We start from the raw sequence: 26,181 nt of genomic DNA, 5'->3' as shown, positions 1-26,181 counted from the left end.
AAACCCCAGTAAGTTTAGGATTTTTCGCTCCGCCTTTACTTGCTTCGCGCGATTAAAAAACATACTATTTCGCGGGTAAAAGTATTGTGCCAGCCGGAATATTGCTCTGATAAAATGACGTTAACACTCCCTCCCGCAGTGAAAAAATTTGTGCTGGCGCTGAGCCTTAGCCTGTTTGCTATTCCTATTGCACGCTTCCTTTCTCCCGTTACGCAAATCGACGGTCACGCGATTTATCTCGCCTGGCTGCCGATAAGCGTCATGCTGTCGATGCTCCTGTTGTTTGGACGCCATGCCATTCTTGCGCTGATCGTCGGCTTCGCGCTGACCAATGCCTGGCTGCTCCCGTTGCCGTGGCTGCAGGGCGGCGTGCTGCTATTTTGTCAGCTGTTTGCGGTGTTTGTGTCCTGCGGCATTCTGCGCTGGCTGTTGGGCAAGCGCTGGCGGTTTGGCTTGCCGAATAAGAACATGGGCGCGCGTATTTTTTGGGGCTGTTTTTTTGCTCCCTTTGCGCTGAAAGGCACGATGTATCTTGCCGGGCGTTTCTTTGATTTCCCGCTGTCAGTGGCAGGATTCTTTAGTTCTTCTTCAGTTATTTACAGCATTGTCGATATTCAGAGCCTGATCTGTTCGGCGCTGATCTTCACTATGCTGTTTTACTATCCGCTACGAATGATCCTCAACCCGCGCTATGCCAAAAAGTTTTGGCGGCGGAATATCGCCCCGGCGTTTCGTCACCGGAAGTGGTTATTCACGCTTTCCTGGCTGCTTGGGCTGATAGCTTTCCTGTTGATACTGTGTGCGCCGTTTGAATCGCGATACATCGCCGGTTATCTCGTCCCGCTGATCTTCATTCTGTTCTTCGTCGCCATTAATCGCTTCAGCTATCCGCTGATCAGCCTCTTGTGGGGCATCAGTGCGTTTTTCCTCGTGGTGTATAACCGCAATTTCCTGCAGGGCGTGAGCACCGAATATGCGTTCTCCTTTGTGCTTTCGGTGCTTATTTCCTTCACCGTTTGCATGCTCTACATCGCGCAAATCTATGGCCGAAGTGATGCGATAAAACAAAAGCTGCACACTCAGGCCAATCAGGACCCGCTGACCGGCCTACCGAATTTGCGCGCTTTTGAACACTATTTGGCTGCGCATCCACAGGTGAGTGTTTGTTGCCTGAGAATGGATAATCTGGAATTTTTAAGCCGCCATTACGGCATGATGATGCGAGTGCATTGCAAGCGCAGCGTGACCCGCGAACTGCAGCCTTTATTGTGCCAGGGCGAGAAACTCTTCCAGCTCCCGGGCAGTGAACTGTTGTTAGTGCTGCAGGGCGCAGAAACCGCGGCGAGACTCTCTTCGATAGTCGATTTCCTGAACAACCATAGATTCAGCTGGCAAGGCGATTCTCTGGATGTGGAGTTTGGTGCGGCCTGGGGCGTGATTGAAGGTGAGGGTGAAGCTTTACACCACACGCTGGGTCAGCTCAGCTGGTTGTCGGAACAAGCGTGTGCGGCTCGCCGCGTGTTGGCGTTGAATAACAGTCTGGCGACGGTATCTGACAACACCACCGAACGCGTGATGCAGCTCAGCCGGGTCAAAAAGGCGCTGGCAGAAGGGGAAATTGAGCTCTTTGCTCAGCCGATCGTCAACGAGCAGGGCGATCGCTACCACGAGATCCTGGCGCGTATGCGTTTTGACGGGCAGTTAGTGACCCCGGATAAATTCATCCCCATTATTGCGCAATTCAACCTGAGCAAACGCTTTGACCTGCTGGTGGTTGAGACGCTATTCAAAGCGATGCAAGAGTTACCGGGGGAGCATTTTTCCGTGAACCTGATGCCGTTCACGCTGATGCAAAAAGAGAGTGCCAACAAGATTATCGACCTCTTCGCCCAATACGCCATTTCGCCGCAAAATGTGACTATCGAGATAACCGAGCAGCAGGCGTTTGCCGGTTCCGAAAACAGCGTGCTGAACATTCAGCGTCTGCGGGAATTTGGTTGCCAGATAGCGATTGATGATTTTGGCACGGGTTACGCGAACTACGAGCGGCTGAAGCGTCTTGAGGCGGATATCGTTAAAATCGACGGCAGTTTCGTGCGTAACATCACCACGGACGTGGTGGATGAGATGATCGTCAAATCTATTTGCGAATTGGCTCAGGTGAAGAAGTTAACGTTGGTCGCGGAGTACGTTGAAACGGAAGCGCAGCGCGAGTTGTTGTACCGACTGGGTGTGGATTATCTACAGGGCTATTTGATTGGTAAACCTCGCCCGCTCAGTGAGCTGGCAAAATAAAAAAGCCGGGAGCTATCCACTCCCGGCTTTTTCACATCTGCCTGGCTTACAGAACCAGTGCGGCGATAGACGCTGAAAGCACGCTCACCAGCGTAGAACCGTAGACCAGTTTCAGGCCGAAGCGAGAAACCACGTTGCCTTGTTCTTCGTTCAGACCTTTAATCGCACCGGCGATGATACCGATGGAAGAGAAGTTGGCGAAGGACACCAGGAAGATGGACAGGATGCCTTCTGCGCGTGGAGAAAGCGTGCTGGCGATTTTCTGCAGATCCATCATCGCAACGAATTCGTTGGAGACCATTTTGGTGGCCATGATACTGCCGACCTGCAGCGCTTCAGCAGCAGGAACACCCATCACCCAGGCCACTGGCCAGAAGATGTAGCCCAGAATCCCCTGGAAGGAGATGCTGTGGCCGAACCAGCCAGTTACGGTCGCGAAGAGGGCATTCAGAGCAGCAATCAGTGCGATGAAGCCGATCAGCATCGCTGAGACGATAATTGCCACTTTAAAGCCTGCCAGGATGTATTCACCCAGCATTTCAAAGAAGCTCTGACCTTCATGCAGATTAGACATCTGCAGGTTCTCTTCGCTCTGCTCAACGCGATACGGGTTAATGATGGACAGGACGATAAAGGTGCTGAACATGTTCAGAACCAGCGCAGCAACCACATATTTCGGGTCCAGCATCGTCATGTAAGCGCCAACGATAGACATCGACACGGTAGACATCGCTGTGGCCGCCATGGTGTACATGCGGTTGCGGGACATCTTGCCGAGAATATCTTTGTAGGCGATGAAGTTTTCAGACTGACCGAGGATCAGGGAGCTTACCGCGTTGAATGACTCCAGTTTACCCATACCGTTGACTTTGGAGAGCACGGTACCGATAGCACGGATAACAATCGGCAGAATACGGATATGCTGCAGAATACCGATCAGTGCAGAGATGAACACGATAGGGCAAAGCACTTTCAGGAAGAAGAATGCCAGGCCTTCATCGTTCATTTTACCGAAGACGAAATTTGTCCCTTCATTGGCGAAACCGAGAAGTTTTTCGAACATCTCGGAGAATCCTTTCACAAATCCGAGGCCGATATCTGAGTTCAGGAAGAACCAGGCCAGCAGGACTTCAATGACAAGTAGTTGAACAACATAGCGAATGCGAATCTGTTTACGGTCATGGCTGACCAGCAATGCCAGAATCGCAACCACAGCAAGCGCGAGGACAAAGTGTAGAACGCGGTCCATATTTGCTCCAAATATGAGGCAGGTTAAATTTCCGTGCACATTCTATGCAACAAGATAAAAGAAAACGAGATCTATGCCGCACTATAATCAGAAGCTGTGAGCAATCTCAAAAAAGGTGATCCATCAGACATTTCTGTTATGTTATGTAAAGGTGTTAAAAGTTACCTTTTTGTACTAGTCTGACTAAGGGGCAACCCGGCGCTCCACCTACCCGCAAACATGGCTGGACACGGCTATCGTTTCTGTCTATCAGAGAAATCATTATCACCTCACTAAATGAACTTGATAATCATTCTCATTTTGATAGCATGAAACATAGCAAAGGCTATATTTCAGAGGCAGAAAATGACAAACAGTCGCGTTGAGAGTAGCAGCAGTCGCGCAGCGCGCAAGATGCGGTTTGCATTAATGGGGCCTGCGTTTATTGCCGCCATCGGGTATATCGACCCGGGCAACTTTGCCACCAACATTCAGGCCGGGGCCAGTTTCGGCTATCAGCTGCTGTGGGTTGTCGTCTGGGCGAACCTGATGGCGATGCTGATTCAGGTGCTCTCCGCCAAACTCGGTATTGCCACGGGCAAAAACCTGGCAGAGCAAATCCGCGATCACTATCCGCGTCCTCTGGTCTGGTTTTACTGGGTCCAGGCCGAGATCATCGCGATGGCGACCGATCTGGCGGAATTCATTGGCGCAGCGATTGGTTTCAAACTGATCCTGGGGATTTCGCTCCTTCAGGGCGCAGTGCTGACCGGGATTGCCACCTTCCTGATCCTGATGCTGCAACGCCGGGGGCAAAAGCCGCTGGAAAAAGTGATTGGCGGGCTGCTGCTGTTTGTCGCTGCGGCCTATATTGTCGAGCTTGTCTTTTCCCAGCCCGCGTTAGCACCACTTGCGAAAGGGATGGTGTTGCCTTCGCTGCCTAATTCCGAAGCTGTTTTCCTGGCCGCCGGGGTGTTGGGTGCTACCATTATGCCGCACGTAATCTACCTCCATTCTTCGCTGACACAGCATTTGCACGACGGTACGCGGCAGGAACGTTATAACGCGACCCGGTGGGATGTGGCGATTGCCATGACTATCGCAGGTTTTGTGAACCTGGCGATGATGGCAACCGCCGCGGCTGCTTTCCATTTCAACGGTCACACCGGTGTGGCCGATCTTGATGAAGCCTATCTGACGCTTGAACCATTGCTGAATCACGCGGCGGCGACCATTTTCGGCCTGAGCCTGATTGCCGCCGGCCTTTCCTCAACGGTGGTGGGAACGCTTGCCGGGCAGGTGGTGATGCAAGGGTTTATCCGCTTCCACATTCCGCTGTGGTTCCGCCGGGTAGTCACCATGCTGCCGTCGTTTATTGTCATTCTGATGGGGCTCGACCCCACGCGTATTCTGGTGATGAGCCAGGTGCTGCTGAGCTTCGGGATTGCGCTGGCGCTGGTGCCGTTGTTGCGGTTCACCAGTGATAAAAAGCTGATGGGCGACCTGGTGAACACGCTGTGGGTGAAACGGGCGGGTTGGATAATCGTGGTGCTGGTGGTCTCGCTGAATGGCTGGCTGCTGGTGGGCACGTTACTGGGATTGTAAAACACCCCCTTGCGAAAAGGTGTGATGCCTGCGCAAGGGGGATTCGTTAAGACTGACTCTTTTCCAGTAATTTTTCATCGACCCCGTAATCAATGAGTTTCCATCTGACAGCCTGAGCTTTGTGGTAGGGCATTACCGTGCCTTTTTGCACGCTGACGACGACCTGAGTGGCGTATAACGAGGCTTGCCACTGTCCGGTTTGTTGGCACTCTGTGCCACTGTATTGTTCATAACCGAGATGCTTTCTGCTGTTTTTATTATCCGGGGACCAAACGGTATACCCGTGCTGTATTGCTGCTGTGTTGTTGTCTATTTTCATTGCCGCTAATCCTGACCAGAACCCACAATGTTTCTCTGAATCAGAACGGCACAACGCTGAGTGAAATTAAATCTGTAAGGGAAAATTCCCTGAAACAGGCATAAAAAAAGCAGCCAATCGGCTGCTTTTTGAATTCATATTGAAGCTTAATGACGATGTCCGTGCCCATGATCGCCCCGGCCTGGGCCACGACCCCAGCCGCCGCGATGATCGTCGCGGTCGTTCCAGCCTTCGCGATAGCCGCGCTCATAGGCCTTGCGTTTATCCCAGCCGCGGTGCCAGCCGTTATCATGACGATGCCAGCGAGCATCGCGCCATTCGTAATTGCGACGCCAGTAATCGTGGTCACGCCAGCGACCGCCGTCCCAGTAGTTACCGTAATTATCCTGATCGCCAATCTGTAATTTCACAGACGGCAGCAGAGTGAGTTCGCCTGCATTCGCCACTAGTGGGGCGCTTGCCAGAAGTATCGCAGCCAGAATCAGTGACCTGAACATTTCTTTCTCCTACGTTCGAAGCCTCGGTGGGCCTGTTAACGTAATCTTACGGGGCGTTACAACCCTGTAAGATTGGAGCAACTCCTAAATGCCAGGTCACAGCACTTTTTGCTAAAAGTGGTTTTAATTTGCGCTATTCAGGATAGCATCAATGGCGGCGCACTCCTGCGGCGTAAACTGGCGCTGTTTGAGCATGCCAACGGCGTCATCAAGTTGCGCTGTTTTACTGGCACCAATCAGCACCGACGTCACTTTGTCGTCACGTAACACCCAGGCCAGCGCCATCTGTGACAGCTTTTGCCCACGGCTTAGCGCGATGTCATTCAACTGGCGAATTTTCGCGATTTTCGCGTTGGTCAGTTGATCCGGTTTCAGGAACTGGCTGCCGCTGGCGGCACGAGAATCTGCTGGAATGCCATTGAGATAGCGGTCGGTTAACTGCCCGCCTGCCAGAGGTGAAAAGGCAATCGAGCCCACGCCTTGTTCTTGCAGTAGGGTGAGCAGGCCGTCTTCTACCCAGCGTTCGAACATGGAGTATTTTGGTTGATGGATAAGGCAAGGCGTGCCGAGATCCTGCAAAATCGCCAGTGCTTCACGCGCGCGGTCGGCCGGGTAATTGGAAAGCCCGACGTACAGCGCTTTCCCCTGGCGCACCACATGGTCTAACGCACGCATCGTTTCAATCAGCGGCGTTTCCGGGTCCGGGCGGTGGTGATAGAAAATGTCGACATACTCCAGCCCCATGCGTTTCAGGCTTTGATCGAGGCTCGCAATGAGATATTTGCGTGAACCCCAATCGCCGTAAGGGCCATCCCACATGGTGTAGCCTGCTTTGCTGGAGATGATCAGTTCATCGCGGTACGGCAGAAAGTCCTCTCGCAAAATACGCCCAAAATTGCTCTCAGCCGAACCTGGCGGTGGGCCATAGTTATTCGCGAGGTCGAAATGGGTTACCCCGAGATCAAAAGCGTGGCGCAGCAACTGGCGGCTGGTTTCCACCAACGTTGCGTCGCCAAAGTTATGCCACAGGCCTAATGAAATGGCCGGGAGCTTCAGTCCACTCTGGCCACAGCGTCGGTATTCCATTGTTTTATAACGCTCTGGGTTTGCCTGATAAACCATCAAAACCTCCAACAGGGGTGAGTGTGTATACGTTTACACTAATCTATGCACTCGCCGACGTATACTCCCCAACGCTGTAAATTCTGCTTTCCACTATGAAATTCTTATGCTTCTGGACAGCCAGCGCGCATCTCTAATACTCAGAATATCTATGCGGCGAAAGGAAGTTGGCTATGCAATCTCAATACACTATTGCTGATTATCTGGTGGATCGTCTTGCCGGATGCGGTATTGACCACATGTTTGGCGTGCCGGGGGATTACAACTTACAGTTTCTCGATCATGTTATCAGTCACCCTTCTTTGTGTTGGGTCGGATGCGCAAATGAACTGAACGCCGCCTATGCCGCCGACGGTTATGCCAGAGTCCACGGGGCAGGCGTATTGCTAACGACCTATGGTGTCGGTGAGCTCAGCGCGCTTAACGGCGTAGCGGGGAGCTTCGCCGAATATGTGCCTGTTTTACATATTGTGGGAGCGCCAGGAACCGGCAGCCAACAGCGTGGGGAATTGTTGCACCACACATTGGGCGACGGTGAGTTCGATCATTTTTATGAGATGAGCCGCCCCATCAGCGTGGCCCAGGCAAAGCTCACCGCCAGCAATGCCTGTCAGGAAATTGACCGGGTACTGAGGGAAATGCTCACGGAGCACCGTCCGGCCTACCTGATGCTGCCTGCCGATGTGGCGAAATGCCCGGCCAGCAAGCCTGTAAACGCTCTCACACTTTTGCCAGCGCCAGTCGATGAGGGAGCACTGAAGGCGTTTTCTGAGGCAGCCCGAGCAGTATTGCAACCCGCTAAGCGTGTGGCGATGCTGGCTGATTTTCTGGCTCAACGTAATGGTTTGCAGTCTTGCCTCAGAGAGTGGGTCGCTTCGCAGCCCATCGCTTTCGCCACGCTGCTGATGGGCAAAGGGCTGCTGGATGAACATCAACAGGGGTTTGTGGGCACTTACAGCGGGGCCGCCAGTGATGAAAGCGCTCGTGCCGCGATTGAAGACGCCGACGTCACGTTATGCATCGGCACGCGTTTCACTGACACCATCACCGCAGGCTTCACACATCACCTGGCGGTGGAAAAAACAATCGAACTTCAGCCGTTTTCCGCACGTGTAGGCACTCGTTGGTTTAGCGGGTTGCCCATGCAGCAGACGGTTGAGGTGTTAAAAAGCCTGGGCGAAGAGTTTAGTGCCAACTGGTTGATGCCTGAATCCCGTGCGCGTGTCACGCCTGTGAAAACCAACGGTACGCTGACTCAAAGCAGTTTCTGGCAGACGCTTCAGGAGGCGCTACAGCCCGGTGATATAGTGCTTGCCGATCAGGGAACGGCGGCATTTGGGGCGGCTTCGCTGGTGCTTCCGTCTGATGCCTCACTCCTCGTACAACCGTTATGGGGATCGATTGGCTATACCTTCCCGGCGGCCTTTGGCGCACAAACCGCCGCGCCTGACAGGCGAGTGGTGCTGGTGATTGGTGACGGCGCAGCGCAGTTGACTGCGCAAGAGCTTGGGTCGATGCTTCGGGATGGGCAGCGGCCGCTCATTTTATTGCTCAATAACGAAGGGTACACGGTTGAAAGAGCGATACATGGGCCGGAGCAGCGCTACAACGATATCGCGCTGTGGAACTGGACGCAGCTTCCACAGGCGCTGAGTCTTGAATGTCAGGCGCAAAGCTGGCGGGTAACGCAAACAGTACAGCTTCGTGAAGTGCTGGAGCTGGCTTCTCAGCGGCAGCACTTAGCCTTTGTGGAGGTCGTGCTGCCGAAACAGGAAATCCCTGAGCTACTCAGAGCGGTCACTCAGGCACTGGAAGCTCGCAACAACACTCAATGAGGCGGCTTCGCCATCATCACCGGTCTGCCCGCCAGCAGCAGCCAGGCGGGCAGCATCACGATGCATAACAGCGGGAGCAGCGTGGTGTCTGGCACGACGACGGCGGCCATAAACAGGCTCAGCCAGCCATCACGAGTCACCACCAACACCATGCCAAGGATGGCGCAGGAAACGGTAATCGCCAGTGGGACGGCATCGACATGAGCATGAAGCATCAGCCCAAGTGCGACGGCGACAAAGACTGCCGGGAAAATGCGACCTCCACGGAAACCGGCTGAAGTGGCGACCACCAAGGCGGCCAGTTTCATCAGGGCGATAAACAGATAATCGGAGGCGGTGAGCGTCTGGCTAAAGGCCATTTGCTGCATTTCGGTCAGCCCTTTAAAGAGCGTAATGTGCCCGCCAATTACCCCGATGATACCAAGCAGAAAACCGCCCATGCCCAAAATCAACACCGGATGCTTGAGCTTGTGCAACAGAGCATGCAGCCGAGGTAAACACCAAACGGCGACCATTCCGACGGCGATTGCAATGGCTGCGACTACCGCGCCGCTGAAAATATCGACCAGATGCATCTGGCCGTAATGAGCAATAGGCAGAGAGAACTGAGGATGGAAAAACAGGCTGGTGGTGAGCGCCCCAGAGGCTGCGGCAAGCAGCGGGGCAAACAGCCGGTCCCACAGCGGAGTATCCTCAGTGCTGTTGAGCCTGCCGGAGAAAATCAGAGCGGCAGCGACAGGCGTGCCAAACAGAGCCCCAATCGTCCCGGAAGCGGCAAGAATCGTCCAGTCGAGCTTATTGACACGCGGCAGAATGCGGGAACCCAACGCAACGGCGAGCGCAATATTCACCGACATGATGGGATGCTCAGGGCCGAGACTCACACCGCCCGCCAGGCCCAGAACCAGTGCCAGAATTAAACCTGGCAGCGCAGAAGGTGGGATCGGTGCGCCAATCAGCGGTTCTGTTGACGGGTCCGGGCCTGCGTGACCTGGGCTGTAACGAATCACCAAACCGACCGCGATGCCGGTCGCGGTCAGCATAAACATAACCCAGCCGCTGGAATCCAGGCTAATGCCAAACTGAGTGGGCAGCGTAGTCCACAAAATCTGCTGAAGCAGGTCGGCAAATTTCATCACCGCCACCAAAATCAGACTGGAGGCGATACCAATAATCAGGGCGGGAACCGATAACATCAGCATGGTTCTGGCTCGCGGGTGGAGCATAGTGATTTCCTTATTAACTCTTAGCGCGCAACACTTTGCCGATTAACCGCAAAGCCTTCATTGCAATTGATGCTGAAACGGTAAAGTTATTATGTGACCGGGATCGACAATTCACGGGCGTCGCGGTGTTGGTCATTGTTGTTAGGCCTTCATGAATTTACAGTGTGCCAAAGACTTATTCTGACTTTAGTGGAGCCGTTACAGAATGACAAAGTTTGCATTAACAGGTGATGTCGGTGGGACCAATGCACGACTGGCGCTGTGCGATTTGGCCACCGGTGAAATTTCCGCAGCGAAGACTTACTCCGGGCTGGATTACCCAAGCCTTGAGGCCGTCGTTCGCGTCTATCTCGACGAAAAAAAGGTTGACGTTAAGCAGGGCTGTATTGCCATTGCCTGCCCGATTACCGGCGACTGGGTGGCGATGACCAACCACACCTGGGCATTTTCCATCGAGGAAATGCGAAAAAACTTAGGTTTCACGCACCTGGAAATCATCAACGATTTTACTGCCGTGTCGATGGCTATCCCGATGCTGAAAAAAGAGCACCTTATCCAGTTCGGGGGCACTGAACCGGTTGAAGGAAAACCTATCGCTGTTTACGGCGCGGGCACAGGGCTTGGCGTGGCGCATTTGGTCCACGTCGATAAACGCTGGGTCAGCTTGCCGGGTGAGGGCGGTCATGTTGATTACGCGCCAAACAGTGAAGAAGAAGGAATTATCCTGCAAGAGCTGCGAGCTGAACTGGGGCACGTTTCCGCTGAACGTGTGCTTTCCGGGCCGGGGCTGGTGTATCTCTATCGCGCGATTGTAAAATCTGACGGGCGTCTGCCGGAGAATCTGCAGCCAAAAGATGTCACCGAACGTGCGCTGGAAGATACCTGTATCGACTGTCGCCGCGCGCTGTCACTGTTCTGTGTGATCCTTGGGCGTTTCGGTGGCAACCTGGCGCTGACGCTCGGCACTTTTGGTGGCGTGTATATCGCCGGTGGCATCGTGCCACGTTTCCTGGAGTTCTTTAAATCTTCCGGTTTCCGTGGCGGTTTTGAGGATAAAGGGCGCTTCAAATCTTATGTACAGGACATTCCCGTGTTCCTGATTGTGCACGACAACCCGGGTCTTCTTGGCTCCGGGGCGCATTTGCGCCAGACGTTAGGGCAGACGTTGTAAGTTTCGTTTGCCTGGCGGCACTTCGTTCGCGCAGTCCTGCCCTTTGTAGGCACGCTAAGCGTAGCGCCACCGGGCAAAAGCCCTTACAAGTGCATCAATTGGCGAAATTCCTTCACCTTGCTGCGGCTGACCGGCACCTGAAAATCCAGATCGCGCAGGCGAAGGATATAGGTGTTATTGAACCAGGGCTCAATTTCACGGATCTTACTGAGGTTCACGCAGTAGGAACGGTGGCAGCGGAAGAAGTGCGCCGTGGGCAGTTTGCTGCAAAACTCGGTAATGTTCATCGGCATCACCCAGGACTCTTTTCGGGTGTAAACGAAGGTCATCTTCTCATGCGCTTCGGCGTAATAGATATCGTGAATCGACGTGACGAAAATCTTCTCATCCCGAATCAGGTTGATGGTATCGTTTTCACGCTGCGGGCTGGCTGAACTGCTGCCACCGGACTGCAACTGCCAGGCATTTTCCAGCTTTTGCAGCATGTTGACGATGCGTGATTCCTGATACGGCTTCAAAATATAGTCGAAAGCTTCCAGTTCAAATGCTTCTACCGCATGCTCTTTCCACGCGGTGATAAACACAATAAACGGCTTATGCGCAAACTGGCTGATGTTCTGCGCCAGCAGCACGCCATCCAGCGACGGGATGTTGATGTCGAGAAAAATGGCATCGACGCGGTGATGTTGCAGAAATTTGAGGACGTCCAGCCCGTCATCAAACGTACCCACAATCTCCATCTGGCTGTGCTCTTTAATCAGCCAGGTCAGTTCCTGTTGAGCCAGTACTTCATCTTCAACAATGATGACTTTCATCCTGATTTCCTTATAGCTGGAACGGCACGGCCGCAGTCACGGGCGCTCGCTGGTTTGGCACGTAAAAAGCAATCTCGGTGCCAGGCTCCAGACGCTGGATATGCAGGCCTTCGCCGTACAGTAATGTCACCCGGTGGTGAACATTAAGCAGGCCAATTTTATTGCCCGGCATTTCATTGGCTTCCACACGGGCGATCACTGCCGGGTCGATACCGTTGCCGGTGTCCCGAACGCTTATCCGCACCCGATTTCCACTTTCGGTAATACTGAGTGTCACCACGCCTTTCCCTTTACAGGGCTGGATGCCATGGACGATCGCGTTTTCCACCAACGGCTGGATCAGCAGGCTTGGGATCACGCAGTTCACCTCATCATCGATATCGTAAATCACCGTCAGCTTGTCGCCAAAGCGAGCCTGCTCAATAGCGATATAGTCCTTGATTTGGTACAGCTCCTTGCGGATATCAATCTGCTCATCGTCCTTTAATTCAATGTTATAGCGCAGGTAGCGTGAGAGGTTGAAAATCAGCTGCCGCGCGGTGTCCGGATTAAGGCGAATCGACGAAGAAATCGCATTTAGCGCATTGAATAAGAAATGGGGATTAATCTTGCTTTGCAGCGCGCGCAGTTCTGCCTTATTTGCCATCTCTCTTAGCTGTTCCGCCCGGGAGACTTCAAGCTGAGTCGAGATAATCTGCGATAAGCCTACCGCCATTTCCTGCAGCGAAGACGTTATCTGGTGCGCATGGCAGTAATAGATTTTTAGCGTGCCGGTGACAATGCCTTTTTCCCATAACGGAATGATGAGAAGCGAGTGGATCTCTGGTGTGCGATAAGCCTCGTCGTCATTACGAATAATGATTTTACCGTCCCGTAATGCCTGCTTCGTGCGCGGGCTGATCCCCAGATCGTTCTCTTTATAATTTTTCTCACCCACGCCGACATAAGCCAGCACTTTGTCGTTGTCGGTAATGGCGACCGCATCCGCATGGATATCGCGGCGGATGATATCGCAGACCTGTCGCAGAGATTCACTGTTGACGTGGCGAAACAGCGGCAATGTTTTATTGGCAATATCCAGCGCCAGCCTGGCCTGCCGTCCGGCCATATCTTCCTTTTCTTTTTCAACGCTTTGCACCAGCAGGACGATAAACCCAATGCTGACGCTGCCCAGAATCATCGGCACGCCAATTTTAGAGACAATATCGAGGCCCAGCGCCATGGTGGGCGCCCAAATGACAACGAGGATCATGGTTAGCGTTTCGCAGACCATCCCCGCCAGAATACCCGCTCGCCAGTGTTGCGCTTTGGGGATTTTGCGGTTGATCCAGCCTGACATCAGCCCGGCGATAATGCTGGTAATGAAGCAGGGCACCGCAGTGACACCGCCGATATCGATAAGATAACGGTGCGTGCCAGCGATGAGCCCGGTGATGGCACCGACCCAAGGGCCAAACAAGATCCCGCCGGACATGACGGCGATAATACGCACGTTGACCAGTGAGCCTTCGACGGGCACGCCAGACCAGGTGCTGAACAGGGCAAACAGCGAGAAGATGGCGGTGACGGCCAGCAGCTCTTTAGGCGTGTGGGCAGATTTATGCAGCAGTTCGCGGAACAAGCGGATGCGGATGAGGAAGAATAAACAGATCAGCATCAGGGCGGCTCTGTCGAAGACCGCCAGCAGCATAGTGAAAATTTCGTGCATGAGAGAGCCGTGGATTGCGCGGGAAAGGCCTATGATAAAAAACCTGACGGCGGAGTGCCAGTTATCCTGCATCCGCATAACAGGGAAAAACCACGATTTTAAAAGGGGATTGCTATCGATTTCCTGAATCCTAAGCAGGTTAAGCATTTCAGAGGGAAATGTTGGTAAAGTAAATGATATCAATTTGTTGTTTTGTCTGAGCGTAATAATCTAATCAGGGAAGCTGAGTTTTCACTCTTCCGGTCATCATTTCCTCTTTTAGCTTGCCAGTTATTTTTAATTTCGCCTCTCGACAGCAGGAAAACTTTCAGGTTATTTAGTGTTCATGCCACACAAGTGGCAGCGTCGCTCGGACGGTCCGGGCGCTAACGTAATCCGAGGAATCTATGGCTGAGTTCAAACCTGAACGCCGTTTTACCCGTATCGACAGACTTCCCCCTTATGTTTTCAATATCACGGCTGAACTGAAGATGGCTGCGCGTCGGCGCGGTGAAGATATCATCGACTTCAGTATGGGTAACCCGGATGGTGCGACCCCGCAGCACATTGTGGAAAAACTTTGCACAGTGGCCCAGCGGCCAGATACACACGGCTATTCAACATCCCGCGGTATTCCTCGTTTACGTCGTGCCATCTCTCGTTGGTATCAGGATCGGTACGAAGTGGAGATCGACCCTGAAACAGAAGCGATCGTGTCGATCGGCTCGAAAGAGGGGCTGGCGCATCTGATGCTGGCGACTCTCGATCATGGCGATACCGTGTTGGTGCCGAACCCAAGTTACCCCATTCATATCTACGGCGCGGTGATCGCCGGGGCGCAGGTTCGTTCAGTTCCGCTGGTTGAGGGTGTTGATTTCTTCAATGAACTGGAACGTGCGATTCGCGAAAGTTATCCAAAACCGAAAATGATGATCCTCGGTTTCCCGTCTAACCCAACCGCACAGTGCGTAGAACTCGATTTCTTCGAGAAAGTTGTTGCTCTGGCGAAGCGTTATGACGTGCTGGTGGTGCATGATTTAGCGTATGCCGATATCGTGTATGACGGCTGGAAAGCGCCTTCAATCATGCAGGTGCCCGGCGCTAAAGACGTGGCGGTGGAGTTTTTCACCCTGTCGAAGAGCTACAACATGGCGGGCTGGCGCATCGGCTTTATGGTGGGGAATCCGCAGTTGGTCAACGCGCTGGCGCGCATCAAAAGTTATCACGATTACGGGACGTTCACGCCGTTGCAGGTTGCGGCAATTGCTGCCCTGGAAGGCGATCAGCAGTGCGTGCGGGATATCGCCGAGCAATACAAGCGCCGCCGTGATGTGCTGGTCAAAGGGCTGCATGAAGCGGGCTGGATGGTAGAGATGCCAAAAGCATCCATGTACGTCTGGGCAAAAATTCCTGAGCAGTATGCGGCGATGGGCTCGCTGGAATTTGCGAAGAAATTGCTGCAGGACGCGAAAGTCTGCGTATCGCCTGGCATCGGTTTTGGCGATTATGGCGATACCCACGTGCGCTTTGCGCTGATTGAAAACCGGGATCGCATTCGCCAGGCCGTACGAGGCATCAAAGCGATGTTCCGTGCAGATGGCCTGTTGCCTGCGAGTAATAAATCCGAAGCAGAAAGCGCGGATTAACATTGTTGCCTGGCGGCGCTACGCTTGCACAGGCCTACAAAATCCAGATCACGTAGGTCGGGTCAGGCGTAGCCGCCACCCGACACGCTATATCCAGAAACGCAAACAGGAGCCAAATCGGCTCCTGTTTTTCGTCAAACGCTCAAGCTTGCTCTAAATCATCAGGGCGAAAGTACCGGCCCATACGATGACCATAAAAGAGATGCCCATCAAAAAGTATTTCACGTCTCATCACTCCGCGTAGCCTTGCCACGCCCAAATGAAAAATATCCTGACTGAGTATAGAGAGCTGACACCGCCTCGAATAAACATTGGGATTTATCCCTTATTACTCTTCGGCATCACCTCAAAATTCTGTGCTTCAGGTGCTCCAGACGGCGCTAATGTACGCTTAAAAAATGGGGGTGACAAGTAGGATTTTTTTATTAATTTTTAGTTACTTACAACTGTCGTGAAACGGCGACACAATAATTTCAAAGGGGAATAAATCAGTTCCTGGCGACGTTCGGGGAAGTCTCAAAAAGCGAGGTAGTACCCTGTTGAAACTATAGGGTTTTTAGTGCGAGGGGAATCATCAGCCCACCGAAGCGGCGAGCTGAATGAGACTTTCAGGAAGGATTAGAACTGATATTTGTAAGAGAGCTGGAAACGCTTCTCAGCTTCATCCAGATAAGTGTTGTTATCCTGGATATAGGTAAACCCACTCACCGAATTGTGCTTATCGAACGAATACCCCAGGCCAATACCGCCGAAGTAGCCCTTGTAGTTATCGCCATCGTCATTTTTCGAGCCGTAGGAGGCACCGAGAAAACTCAACAGGCGAAGATCTGCCGTCAACGGTTTCAGAATAAAGGCCCCCAGATAGCCGCTGCTTCCGGAAGTGTCCATCGAGTGGAAGCCATTTTCCGGGGAAGGGGAGCCATTAAAGCCAGGCTGGGAGCAGGCTGAGTTCTCGTCTTTGTCGCAATCGATATGATCGCCCGTGTTATAGGTATAACCCGCCATTGGGAAGATCTGGAAACCGGCTGGTTCAATACCGAAGTAACTCAGGGGGATAAACGTGCCGACAGAGTAGTTGGTTTGTGAGGCCCCATTCGGATAATCGTTTTTGCCAAAATTGAAGTTCACGATACCCACAGGAAACAGCCAGGAGCCGCCCACGCGCCATTCGGTCGCATCACTGTTTACTTTGACATTGATTTTGCGGGCCTCATCCAGCGCTAAAGACCCCGAAAAGGTGACGTTGCTGTCGTTCATATCATAGTTATCTGACCACGCCACGCCGACCTTGGTGGTGACCTTAGTCGGGTCATCATCTGACTTTTCTTTATTGGTCTTAACAACACCCGCCTGAGCTGAAGCCAGTACAGGAGCCATTCCCAGGCAGAGAATAAACAGGGAAAGCGGTTTTATTTTCATCATTTTTCCAGAGGCTGAAAGTGAAACAAACAAGCGAAAGGCCGCGATACTACCCTGGGAAATGAGGCACTCCTGAGGTTTAGATTTAAATTTGAGTTTAGATTTGGATTTTAAAAAGACACCCTTATTGACGTGGGCTAAAGGCAAAATAGGGGAAATGTTTTTGAATTTCAGTCAGGAACCGTCGATAAAGCGGATGCTTTTGAGCTTAGAGTTGCATGCGAAACAGAAGGGAATTCTCACAACGGAACGAAGAGTTAAGTGTCCCCTGCAGGAATCGAACCTGCAACTAGCCCTTAGGAGGGGCTCGTTATATCCATTTAACTAAGGGGACGAAGCGGCACGAGTATAGCGTTTTTTGACTGGTGCGTTAAGCACATAGCCAACTGACTGCTTAAAGTGTCGCCACTGACCCTATTTTTCTGCCTCGTTTTGACTCTCTTGTTCAGCTTTCGCTTTAGCCTCTGCTTTGCGCTTGTTACTCATATCATTGCGGATTTGCGCATGGCTCATTAAGGCGAAGATAAAGGTTCCGCCGCAAATATTGCCCGCAAGGGTTGGCAGCGCAAACGGCCAGAAGAAATCCTGCCAGTGCAGGGTGCCGCTGAACACCAGATACAGGATCTCCACAGTGCCGACCACAATATGAGTGGTGTCGCCCAGCGCAATCAGCCAGGTCATCAAAATAATGACCACGATTTTCGCAGCACCGGCAGCCGGGAACATCCAGACCATGGTGGCGATTATCCAGCCGGAAATAATGGCATTGGCGAACATTTCTGAGGGAGTGTTTTTCATCACGTCCATCCCGATTTTCACAAACGCATCCCGCGTGGGCTCATCGAAAATCGGCATATATTCAAATGCCCAGGCAGCGACGGCTGTGCCAATAATATTGCCGAGCAGCACAACGCCCCATAAACGCATCAACAGGGTAAAATTCCTTGCGGTGGGGCTTTGCATCACCGGCAACACGGCGGTGACGGTGTTTTCTGTAAAGAGTTGCTGGCGGGCCATGATGACAATCACGAAGCCAAAGGTGTAGCCGAGATTTTCCAGCAGAAAACCGCCCGGTACGCCTTCAAGCTGAACGTGGAAAATGCCTTTTGCCAACAGTGAGGCGCCCATCGACAGCCCGGCAGCGATGGCAGACCACAGCAGCGCCATCGCGTCTCGTTCCAGTTCTTTCTCGCCGTCCTGTCGAATATGCTCGTGAATCGCCATTGCCCGGGAAGGCAGCCTGTCTTCATCCACTTCTATTTTTTTACCCTGACGTTTCTCATCACTTTCGACTTCCAGTTCGTCCGTATGGCGAGTGATTTTCTCTTCTTTTACATTGTCCATGCGGAAAGACCTGTCTTGGTTGGTGATTGATTAAGCGTAGCGGGTTTTCATCAGAAACCGTGCAGGGCATACTCTTATTTTGGGGATATGCCATCAATCGCGATACGCTTGTTTCAATATATGTATAAAATCATAAGAGCAGCGATTGCCATCTTTACAGGGAGATATTTATGAATTTTCGCCTGTCTGCGCTTGCGCTGAGCGCGACATTGTTGGTGGGATGCGCCAGCACGGGTGAACAGCCGCAAGGGCGTTCGGACCCCTTCGAAGGTTTTAACCGTACGATGTACGATTTCAACTTCAATGTGCTGGACCCGTATGTCCTTCGCCCGGTGGCCGTCGTCTGGAGAGACTATGTTCCACAGCCTGCGCGAAACGGGATCGGCAACTTCACCAGTAACCTTGAAGAACCTGCGATCATGGTGAACATGTTCCTGCAGGGCGATCCTTATCAGGGGATGGTTCACTTCACGCGTTTCTTCCTTAATACCTTGTTAGGGATGGGCGGTTTGATTGATGTCGCGGGAATGGCGAATCAGAAACTGCAGCGTGTGGCACCGCACCGCTTTGGCAGCACCATGGGGCATTATGGCGTCGGCTATGGCCCTTATATGCAGTTGCCGTTCTATGGCAGTTTCACCGTGCGTGATGATGTGGGTGATATGGCGGATGGCCTGTACCCAGTGCTTTCCTGGCTGACCTGGCCGATGTCTATCGGCAAATGGGCGGTGGAAGGGATTGAAACCCGAGCTCAGCTTCTGGACTCTGATGGTCTGCTGCGCCAATCTTCTGACCCTTACATCCTGGTGCGTGAAGCTTACTTCCAGCAGCATGATTTTATCGCCAATGGCGGGAAACTCAGCGCGGAAGAGAACCCGAACGCCAAAGCGATTGAAGGCGATCTGAAAGATATCGACTCGCAGTAACGCGAGGAAAAGAAAAAGGGTGAGCACCAGGCTCACCCTTTTTTGTGTCTGAAATCAGACTATCAGAAGCGATAGTTGAAGTTAGAACCGAACAGCCACGCTTTACCGTCAGAACGGAATTTGTACGGGCCTTCTTCGATGGTGACGTTCTGACCGTGCATGTAGGACGCGCCCACATCGATTGAAGCATCCTGGTTAAACGCGTAAGTTGCACCAGCACTCAGCCACAGACGGTCCTGATCCGGGATGGAGATAGAGCGGTGGTCGGCCGGAACCGGGCTGTCATCAAAGGCGATACCGGTACGGAAGGTCCAGTTATCGTCATAGTAGTAGGTCGTACCCAGCGCCAGACGCCATGCGTCTTTGAAGCTCTCATCTTTATAGAACAGCGTTTGGCCATTAGAGCCGTTAGCTTTCAGCTCCTGGAACTGGCTCCAGCTGGTATAGGTCGCGCTATAGTGGATAGCCCACTGCGGTGCCACTTTGTTATAACCAGACAGTTCCCACATTTCAGGCAGGTTCAGCGTCAGAGAGCCATCGACGGTGTGGCCATCGGTGCCCATCGGCAGGCCGAAGTTGCCGAGGATCTGGTTGTAAGCGGACGGCAGGTCGCTCTTGTATTCGCCTTTGTCGAAGTCAACTTTCACTTCAGAACGGTAGGTGAAGCCGTAACGGTTGTTTTTATCCAGCTCATAAAGGATGCCGGCGTTCCAGCCAAAGCCCCAATCGTCGCCTTTCAGGCGCGCAATCTGTGTATCAGCAGGGATCTGCGCTACGGCACCTGCCAGCGGTGGGTTAGAGTTCAGTGCGCCAGAACCGGCAACAATCTGACCCAGATCGCCCGCATAGCGCTCGATTTTCGCTTTTGCGTAGACCGCATCAAAACCGAGGCCGAAGCTCCACGCGCTGTTCAGGCGATAGGCTGCACTCAGGTTCAGGTTAGCCGTGGTCAGGTCGGTTTTACCGCCTACACTGCCTGCTGCGTAGTCATTGTTATATTCGGTTGCCAGACCATAGTTAGAGGTAACGGACGCGCCGAAACCAAATTGATCGTTAATAGGCATGACGAAGTGTAAGTTTGGTACCCACGCGGTTGGCGCGATGTTATCGGCATCGGTGCTCTTACCGGTTGGGGATTTCCCACTGATATTGACGTCCGGGTCGATGAACACGCCACCGATAGACATCTGTGGGCGATCGTACATCATGATCAGCGCCGGGTTACGGCTGGCGTTACCCGGATCGTCAGCAATAGCGCCTTCACCGGAATAAGCACGGCCCAGGCCAGAGGCTGAGAATTCATTTAACTGGAACCCGGCGGACCAGGCTTGAGAAGAAACAAGTGCCACTGCAACTGCGAGAGCAGATTTTGTAAAACGGGTTTTTTGGCTCATGACCATAACCTCAATTGAGTTATTTTTATGCAAAATTTGTTACATGCCGTAACAGAAGCGCGAAGTGTAGGGTCTGTGTTACGTCAGAGAAATCAGACCAGTGCCGAGAGTATAGGTCTGACCAGCTAGAATGTTGCAAGTATGTTTATAAGTTTTTTCAGTTGTGATCTAAGAAACGCGATCCGCTTGGCAAAATTGCGACCTTCACGGGGTGTCTTACGAGGGGGAAATTGTTTTAGATCATTTTTAATTGTGATTTCGGTCACTTCTCCCCCTTAGCGAAAATATCGACTGGAGACCCTTCGGGCAGGGGCGTAAAATAAACGCATTGTTTATCTGGCACCCTGAGTGCGAATACAGAGGAAATCTACGATGAGTAAATGCAGTGCTGATGAAACCCCGGTTTGCTGCTGTATGGATGTTGGCACCATCATGGACAACACCGATTGCACCGCTTCTTACAGCCGCGTTTTCGAAACCCGCGCGCAAGCAGAGGAAACTCTGGCTGCACTGAGTGCGAAAGCTCGCGGCGTGGAGTCTGAGCCGTGCGAAATTACCCCGGTCTTTAAAGACGTTGAAGGCGGCGTACAGCTTGATATTGATTTTGTTTTCGCCTGCGAAGCGGAAACCCTGATTTTCCAGCTCGGTCTGCGTTAATTCCTTCGCGACTCAAGTCTGCCAAACGCCTCTGCATTGCAGGGGCGTTTTCTTTTTCTCCTCAGTGTGTTTTGGCTCTCACTTTTTTGTTTCCCTGATTGGCTGCCTGTAAAAAATTAGTTAAGACTGTTATCAGGTCAGACCACTTTTTTACATTTATCAGGGGAAGGTTATGAGTCAGGCATTACCGCTTATCACCCGTCAGGGCGATCGCATTGCCATTGTCAGCGGATTACGAACCCCGTTTGCCCGTCAGGCGACGGCGTTTCACGGCATTCCGGCTATCGATCTGGGGAAAATGGTCGTGGGCGAAATGCTGGCTCGCAGTGAAATTCCTCCTGAAGTCATCGAACAACTGGTTTTCGGCCAGGTGGTGCAGATGCCGGAAGCGCCCAATATTGCCCGCGAAATTGTGCTCGGTACCGGAATGAGCGTGCATACCGATGCTTACAGCGTCAGTCGTGCCTGCGCCACCAGTTTCCAGGCGGTAGCTAACGTGGCGGAAAGTTTGATGGCAGGCACCATTCGTGCTGGCATTGCCGGTGGGGCGGATTCTTCTTCGGTTCTGCCGATTGGCGTGAGTAAAACGCTGGCGCGAACGCTGGTGGATGCCAACAAAGCCCGTACTTTGGGGCAAAAACTCAAACTGTTCTCGCGTCTGAAGCTCAAAGATTTAGCCCCTGTTCCGCCTGCGGTGGCTGAATATTCCACCGGATTGCGCATGGGCGATACCGCGGAGCAAATGGCGAAAACCTGGGGCATCACCCGTGAACAGCAGGATGCGCTGGCGCATCGCTCTCATTTACATGCGGCAAAAGCGTGGGAAGAGGGGAAGCTGGCGGAAGAAGTCATGACGGCTTATTCACCGCCGTTCCGCGAGCCGCTGGAAAAAGATAACAATATCCGCACCAACTCTTCGCTTGCTGATTACGCCAAGCTGCGCCCGGCGTTTGATCGCAAACACGGGACCGTGACCGCCGCGAACAGCACGCCGCTGACAGATGGTGCCGCTGCGGTGATCCTGATGACTGAATCTCGCGCAAAAGAACTTGGCCTCAAGCCGCTGGGCTACCTGCGCAGCTATGCGTTTACCGCGATTGATGTCTGGCAGGACATGTTACTCGGCCCCGCCTGGTCAACGCCGCTGGCGCTGGAACGTGCCGGTCTGACGATGGCTGACCTGACTCTCTTTGATATGCACGAAGCTTTTGCCGCACAAACGCTGGCGAATGTGCAGCTCCTGGCAAGCGAACGCTTTGCCCGCGACGTGCTGGGGCGCAGCCATGCCACCGGCGAGATCGACGACAGCAAATTTAACGTGCTTGGTGGCTCAATTGCTTACGGACATCCTTTCGCTGCAACAGGGGCGAGGATGATCACTCAGACACTGAATGAGCTTCGTCGTCGCGGCGGCGGTTTCGGATTGGTGACGGCTTGTGCGGCCGGTGGGCTTGGCGCGGCAATGGTTCTGGAGGCCGAATAATGGACATGACATCCGCATTTACCCTGACTGAGCGCCTCGATAACGTCGCGGTCATCAACATTGATGTCCCTGGCGAAAAGATGAATACCCTGAAAGCAGAGTTTGGCGTTCAGGTTCGCGCGATACTCAAGCAAATCCGCGATAACAAAGCGCTTCGCGGCGTGGTCTTTATCTCGGCAAAACCGGATAACTTTATCGCCGGAGCCGACATCAACATGATTGGCAACTGTAAAACAGCGCAGGAAGCCGAAGCCCTGGCGCGCCAGGGGCAACAGATTATGGCCGAGATCCATGCTTTACCAATCCCGGTCATCGCCGCCATTCACGGTGCTTGCCTGGGCGGTGGGCTGGAACTGGCTTTGGCCTGCCACAGTCGCATTTGCAGTGACGATCCTAAAACCGTGCTGGGTCTGCCTGAAGTACAGCTTGGCCTGTTGCCCGGTTCGGGCGGAACGCAGCGATTGCCACGTTTGATTGGTATCAGCACCGCGCTGGAGATGATCCTGACGGGCAAGCAGCTTCGCGCACGCCAGGCACTGAAGGCCGGGTTAGTGGATGAGGTGGTGCCGCACACGATCCTGCTTCAGGCTGCCGTTGAACTGGCAAAACAAGAACGTCCTGCCAGCCGCCGCTTGCCAGTGCGTGAACGCCTGCTCGCCGGGCCGTTGGCGCGCAATCTGGTTTTCAGCATGGCCGGCAAGAAAACCGAACAGAAAACCCACGGAAATTATCCTGCAACCACCCGTATTTTGAAGGTGCTGGAAACCGGCCTGGCGCAGGGCAGTACCAGCGGTTACGAAGCTGAAGCGCAGGCTTTTGGCGAACTGGCCATGACGCCGGAATCCAAAGCCTTACGCTCCATCTTTTTCGCCAGTACCGAAGTAAAAAAAGATCCGGGTGCCAATGCCGAACCTCAGACGCTGCGCTCTGCTGCCGTGCTGGGGGGCGGGTTAATGGGCGGCGGAATCGCCTTCGTGACGGCGAGTAAAGCCAGATTGCCAGTGCGCATCAAAGACATTAATGCCAAGGGCATCAACCATGCGCTGAAGTACAGTTGGGAATTGCTTGATAAAAAGGTCCGTCGCCGCCATATCAGAGCCAGTGAGCGCGACAGTCAACTGGCGCTGATTTCCGGCACAACCGATTATCAGGGCTTTTCACACCGCGACGTGGTGATTGAAGCGGTCTTCGAAGATTTGGCGCTGAAGCAGCAAATGGTGGCTGATGTGGAGGCGAATTTTGCGCCGCATACCATCTTTGCCTCCAACACTTCCTCGTTGCCGATTGGCGACATTGCCGCAACGGCGCAACGTCCGGAGCAGGTGATTGGGCTGCACTTTTTCAGTCCGGTCGAGAAAATGCCGTTGGTGGAAATCATTCCCCATGAAGGCACATCGGAAACGACCATTGCCACCACTGTGAAGCTGGCGAAACAGCTTGGTAAAACACCGGTGGTGGTTGCTGATAAGGCTGGTTTCTACGTTAACCGCATTCTCGCGCCGTACATTAACGAGGCGATGCGCCTGCTGACGGAAGGCGAAAGCATTGATCATATTGATGATGCGCTGGTGAAATTCGGTTTCCCGGTGGGGCCAATCCAACTTTTGGATGAGGTGGGGATTGATACCGGGACTAAAATTATTCCGGTACTGGAAAGTGCCTACGGAGAACGTTTTAGCGCGCCTGCAAATATCATTAGCGCAATTTTGAACGACGATCGCAAAGGCAGAAAAAATGGTCGGGGTTTCTATCTTTACGCCGCGAAAGGGCGTAAAAGCAAAAAACAGCCTGACCCTGCCATTTATAAGCTTATTCAGGTCGGGCAGAAAAATGCGCTCTCTGAACAGCAGATTGCTGAACGCTGTGTGATGATGATGCTGAATGAAGCAGCGCGTTGTTTTGACGAACAGGTTGTGCGCAGCGCGCGTGATGGTGATATTGGCGCGGTGTTTGGCATTGGTTTTCCGCCGTTTTTGGGCGGCCCGTTCCGCTATATGGATACCCTCGGCGCGGGAGAAGTGGTGGCGATTCTGCAACGCCTCACTGCCCAATATGGGCCGCGGTTCACCCCGTGCGAAGCTTTAACAAGGATGGCAGAACAGGGACTGACCTTTTGGCCGATAAATGAAACTGAGACGTTGAGTTGAGGTCAAAGAAAGGGTAATCCGGACAATCTATAACGCTGCTGAATGGCTATTTTGTAAACAAAGATTGACTATACTTACGCCATTGAGGTAAAAAACAGCGTTTCATTCATTGGATGGATCAGGCACAATGCCCGGCCATCGAGTAAAGAGCGTGTAAGCGCGTTTGATTTACTTCGATGCTTCTGGTTAACAAAAGCGGTGCAATATGCAAGTTTTTATTATGCGTCACGGCGACGCTGCCCTGGATGCAGCCAGCGACTCGGTTCGTCCTCTCACTACCTGTGGGTGTGATGAATCCCGTCAAATGGCAACCTGGCTGAAAGGTCAAAAAGTGGATATTGAGCGCGTACTGGTCAGCCCGTTCTTACGAGCAGAACAGACGCTGGATGTGGTGGGGGAATGCATGAACCTGCCAAAAGAGATTGATGTCCTGCCGGAGCTCACGCCATGCGGCGATGTGGGCCTGGTGAGCGCCTATCTGCAGGCGCTGGCTAATGAAGGCGTGGCCTCTGCGCTGGTTGTTTCTCACCTGCCGCTGGTCGGTTACCTGGTCTCCGAGCTGTGCCCGGGGGAAGCGCCGCCGATGTTCTCCACATCCGCGATTGCCAATGTCACCCTTGAGGCAGACGGACAAGGCCATTTCAACTGGCAAATGAGTCCGTGCAATCTGAAGATGGCGAAAGCCATCTGAGCAAAAGGCGGGTGAGCCGTGTGCTTCCCGCCGCTTTATAAGCCTGTTCAGGCTCTTATCCCGGTTCGACTCAAGGCAATTCTGGCGGCTGCCACTCTTCTACCTCAATCAACACCAGCAATGCGGCATCTCCGCCGTACTCTTTGGGTGCCTGATGAAACGCCATCACATGCGGATGCTGTGCCAGCCACAGGGGCGTCTGCTGCTTCAGAATATGTTTACCGTGCCCGTGCATCACACAAGCGCAAAAGACGTGTTCACGGCGGCAGGCGGCAATCAGCGCGCCTAATTCCTGCTTAGCTTGCATCTGCGTTAACCCATGCAAATCCAGAAACAGCTCGGGCGAGTAATCACCACGACGCAGTTTTTTCGCCTCAAAATGACTCACGTCCTGACGCACGTATTTCATCGCGCCTTCGGTGTTCAATAACGGCTGAAATTCGTCTGAAAAATAGTGGCTGTTATCGGCCTGCTCCTGAATCAACCGTTTGACCGGCACTTCGCTGATTTTCTTGCGTGCCGGGCGGTGAACAATGGTGTCCTGCTTGATTTTCCGCGTGCCGGTCATCAGCTGGCGAAACAGCGCCTGATCCTCCTCGCTGAGTGAGGTTTTCTTCTTCATTTTCTCTTTCCGTTTTCGCTTTTCGACAGTTTACCCGACTCCATTGGCTTGC

General features: G+C 53.0%; 22 protein-coding genes and 1 tRNA gene. 10 read left to right on the top strand and 13 right to left on the bottom strand.

Going from position 1 to position 26,181, the window contains the following annotated elements; genetic code table 11:
• Positions 1-114 precede the first annotated feature (114 nt).
• Positions 115-2,295: an EAL domain-containing protein gene (locus tag ACI2I2_RS12015; RefSeq protein WP_404658114.1), complete on the top strand. Its 2,181-nt coding sequence runs from the start codon at positions 115-117 to the stop codon at positions 2,293-2,295.
• Between the two features lie 46 nt (positions 2,296-2,341).
• Here ACI2I2_RS12015 and ACI2I2_RS12010 read toward each other — a convergent pair whose 3' ends face one another.
• Positions 2,342-3,544, bottom strand: a complete 1,203-nt coding sequence (locus tag ACI2I2_RS12010; RefSeq protein WP_404658113.1) for a NupC/NupG family nucleoside CNT transporter — start codon at positions 3,542-3,544, stop codon at positions 2,342-2,344.
• Positions 3,545-3,889: 345 nt separating this feature from the next.
• Between ACI2I2_RS12010 and ACI2I2_RS12005 the strand changes: the two genes are divergently transcribed.
• Positions 3,890-5,128 carry an Mn(2+) uptake NRAMP transporter MntH gene (locus tag ACI2I2_RS12005; protein ID WP_404658112.1) on the top strand — a complete coding sequence of 413 codons (1,239 nt, stop codon included), beginning with the start codon at positions 3,890-3,892 and terminating at the stop codon, positions 5,126-5,128.
• A gap of 46 nt (positions 5,129-5,174) precedes the next feature.
• Here ACI2I2_RS12005 and ACI2I2_RS12000 read toward each other — a convergent pair whose 3' ends face one another.
• The 3 genes from ACI2I2_RS12000 to mgrA all read right to left on the bottom strand — a co-directional run bounded on the left by ACI2I2_RS12000 (position 5,175) and on the right by mgrA (position 7,066).
• A complete protein-coding gene (locus ACI2I2_RS12000) occupies positions 5,175-5,447 on the bottom strand; it encodes a hypothetical protein (protein WP_404658111.1) in 273 nt (90 codons plus the stop codon).
• 146 nt (positions 5,448-5,593) lie between these two features.
• A complete protein-coding gene (locus ACI2I2_RS11995; protein ID WP_404658110.1) occupies positions 5,594-5,944 on the bottom strand; it encodes a DUF2502 domain-containing protein in 351 nt (116 codons plus the stop codon).
• A gap of 123 nt (positions 5,945-6,067) precedes the next feature.
• The gene (gene mgrA, locus ACI2I2_RS11990) at positions 6,068-7,066 is read right to left on the bottom strand and encodes an L-glyceraldehyde 3-phosphate reductase (RefSeq protein WP_404658109.1); all 999 of its coding nucleotides are present in this window, start codon (positions 7,064-7,066) and stop codon (positions 6,068-6,070) included.
• Positions 7,067-7,239: 173 nt separating this feature from the next.
• Between mgrA and ACI2I2_RS11985 the strand changes: the two genes are divergently transcribed.
• Positions 7,240-8,901: an alpha-keto acid decarboxylase family protein gene (locus ACI2I2_RS11985; protein WP_404658108.1), complete on the top strand. Its 1,662-nt coding sequence runs from the start codon at positions 7,240-7,242 to the stop codon at positions 8,899-8,901.
• Here ACI2I2_RS11985 and ACI2I2_RS11980 read toward each other — a convergent pair.
• The gene (locus ACI2I2_RS11980) at positions 8,895-10,127 is read right to left on the bottom strand and encodes an ion channel protein (RefSeq protein ID WP_404658107.1); all 1,233 of its coding nucleotides are present in this window, start codon (positions 10,125-10,127) and stop codon (positions 8,895-8,897) included. The two genes, ACI2I2_RS11985 and ACI2I2_RS11980, sit on opposite strands and share 7 nt — an antisense overlap.
• 205 nt (positions 10,128-10,332) lie before the next feature.
• Here ACI2I2_RS11980 and glk point away from each other — a divergent pair, with 205 nt between their 5' ends.
• Entirely contained in the window at positions 10,333-11,298 is a 966-nt protein-coding gene (gene glk / locus ACI2I2_RS11975) for a glucokinase (RefSeq protein WP_404658105.1), read from the top strand.
• A gap of 83 nt (positions 11,299-11,381) precedes the next feature.
• Here glk and ACI2I2_RS11970 read toward each other — a convergent pair whose 3' ends face one another.
• On the bottom strand, positions 11,382-12,113 hold the full coding sequence (locus tag ACI2I2_RS11970; RefSeq protein WP_404658104.1) for a LytR/AlgR family response regulator transcription factor: 732 nt from the start codon (positions 12,111-12,113) through the stop codon (positions 11,382-11,384).
• Positions 12,114-12,123: 10 nt separating this feature from the next.
• A complete protein-coding gene (locus ACI2I2_RS11965; RefSeq protein WP_404658103.1) occupies positions 12,124-13,821 on the bottom strand; it encodes a LytS/YhcK type 5TM receptor domain-containing protein in 1,698 nt (565 codons plus the stop codon).
• Between the two features lie 386 nt (positions 13,822-14,207).
• Between ACI2I2_RS11965 and alaC the strand changes: the two genes are divergently transcribed.
• The gene (alaC, locus tag ACI2I2_RS11960) at positions 14,208-15,446 is read left to right on the top strand and encodes an alanine transaminase (RefSeq protein WP_404658102.1); all 1,239 of its coding nucleotides are present in this window, start codon (positions 14,208-14,210) and stop codon (positions 15,444-15,446) included.
• 153 nt (positions 15,447-15,599) lie between these two features.
• Here alaC and ypdK read toward each other — a convergent pair whose 3' ends face one another.
• The 4 genes from ypdK to ACI2I2_RS11940 form a co-directional block, all read right to left on the bottom strand.
• Entirely contained in the window at positions 15,600-15,671 is a 72-nt protein-coding gene (gene ypdK, locus ACI2I2_RS11955) for a membrane protein YpdK (protein WP_077777854.1), read from the bottom strand.
• A 393-nt stretch (positions 15,672-16,064) separates the two neighbouring features.
• Positions 16,065-16,868, bottom strand: coding sequence for a hypothetical protein (locus tag ACI2I2_RS11950; RefSeq protein ID WP_404658101.1), 804 nt, complete (start codon positions 16,866-16,868; stop codon positions 16,065-16,067).
• Between the two features lie 259 nt (positions 16,869-17,127).
• Positions 17,128-17,199: transfer RNA gene (locus ACI2I2_RS11945), tRNA-Arg, on the bottom strand.
• Positions 17,200-17,279: 80 nt separating this feature from the next.
• Positions 17,280-18,209, bottom strand: coding sequence for a formate/nitrite transporter family protein (locus ACI2I2_RS11940; RefSeq protein WP_404658100.1), 930 nt, complete (start codon positions 18,207-18,209; stop codon positions 17,280-17,282).
• Between the two features lie 170 nt (positions 18,210-18,379).
• Here ACI2I2_RS11940 and mlaA point away from each other — a divergent pair, with 170 nt between their 5' ends.
• Entirely contained in the window at positions 18,380-19,135 is a 756-nt protein-coding gene (gene mlaA / locus ACI2I2_RS11935) for a phospholipid-binding lipoprotein MlaA (RefSeq protein WP_404658099.1), read from the top strand.
• A 62-nt stretch (positions 19,136-19,197) separates the two neighbouring features.
• Here mlaA and fadL read toward each other — a convergent pair whose 3' ends face one another.
• Positions 19,198-20,529 carry a long-chain fatty acid transporter FadL gene (gene fadL / locus ACI2I2_RS11930; RefSeq protein ID WP_404658098.1) on the bottom strand — a complete coding sequence of 444 codons (1,332 nt, stop codon included), beginning with the start codon at positions 20,527-20,529 and terminating at the stop codon, positions 19,198-19,200.
• Positions 20,530-20,901: 372 nt separating this feature from the next.
• Here fadL and ACI2I2_RS11925 point away from each other — a divergent pair, with 372 nt between their 5' ends.
• From ACI2I2_RS11925 to sixA, 4 genes are all read left to right on the top strand, one after another.
• Complete coding sequence (locus tag ACI2I2_RS11925) at positions 20,902-21,186, top strand: YfcZ/YiiS family protein (protein ID WP_404658097.1); 285 nt, start codon at positions 20,902-20,904, stop codon at positions 21,184-21,186.
• Between the two features lie 172 nt (positions 21,187-21,358).
• Positions 21,359-22,669 carry an acetyl-CoA C-acyltransferase FadI gene (gene fadI, locus ACI2I2_RS11920; RefSeq protein WP_404658096.1) on the top strand — a complete coding sequence of 437 codons (1,311 nt, stop codon included), beginning with the start codon at positions 21,359-21,361 and terminating at the stop codon, positions 22,667-22,669.
• A complete protein-coding gene (fadJ, locus tag ACI2I2_RS11915) occupies positions 22,669-24,816 on the top strand; it encodes a fatty acid oxidation complex subunit alpha FadJ (protein WP_404658095.1) in 2,148 nt (715 codons plus the stop codon). The genes fadI and fadJ overlap by 1 nt, the downstream gene beginning before the upstream one ends.
• A 205-nt stretch (positions 24,817-25,021) precedes the next feature.
• A complete protein-coding gene (gene sixA, locus ACI2I2_RS11910) occupies positions 25,022-25,507 on the top strand; it encodes a phosphohistidine phosphatase SixA (protein WP_404658094.1) in 486 nt (161 codons plus the stop codon).
• 70 nt (positions 25,508-25,577) lie between these two features.
• On the opposite strand, the gene smrB is transcribed toward sixA, so the two are convergent.
• Positions 25,578-26,129, bottom strand: coding sequence for an endonuclease SmrB (gene smrB / locus ACI2I2_RS11905; RefSeq protein ID WP_330984627.1), 552 nt, complete (start codon positions 26,127-26,129; stop codon positions 25,578-25,580).
• Positions 26,130-26,181: the final 52 nt, after the last annotated feature.

This window comes from Scandinavium sp. NPDC088450 (genome assembly GCF_044900545.1).
Lineage (GTDB): Bacteria > Pseudomonadota > Gammaproteobacteria > Enterobacterales > Enterobacteriaceae > Scandinavium.
This window is presented reverse-complemented; position numbering and strand designations above follow the sequence as displayed.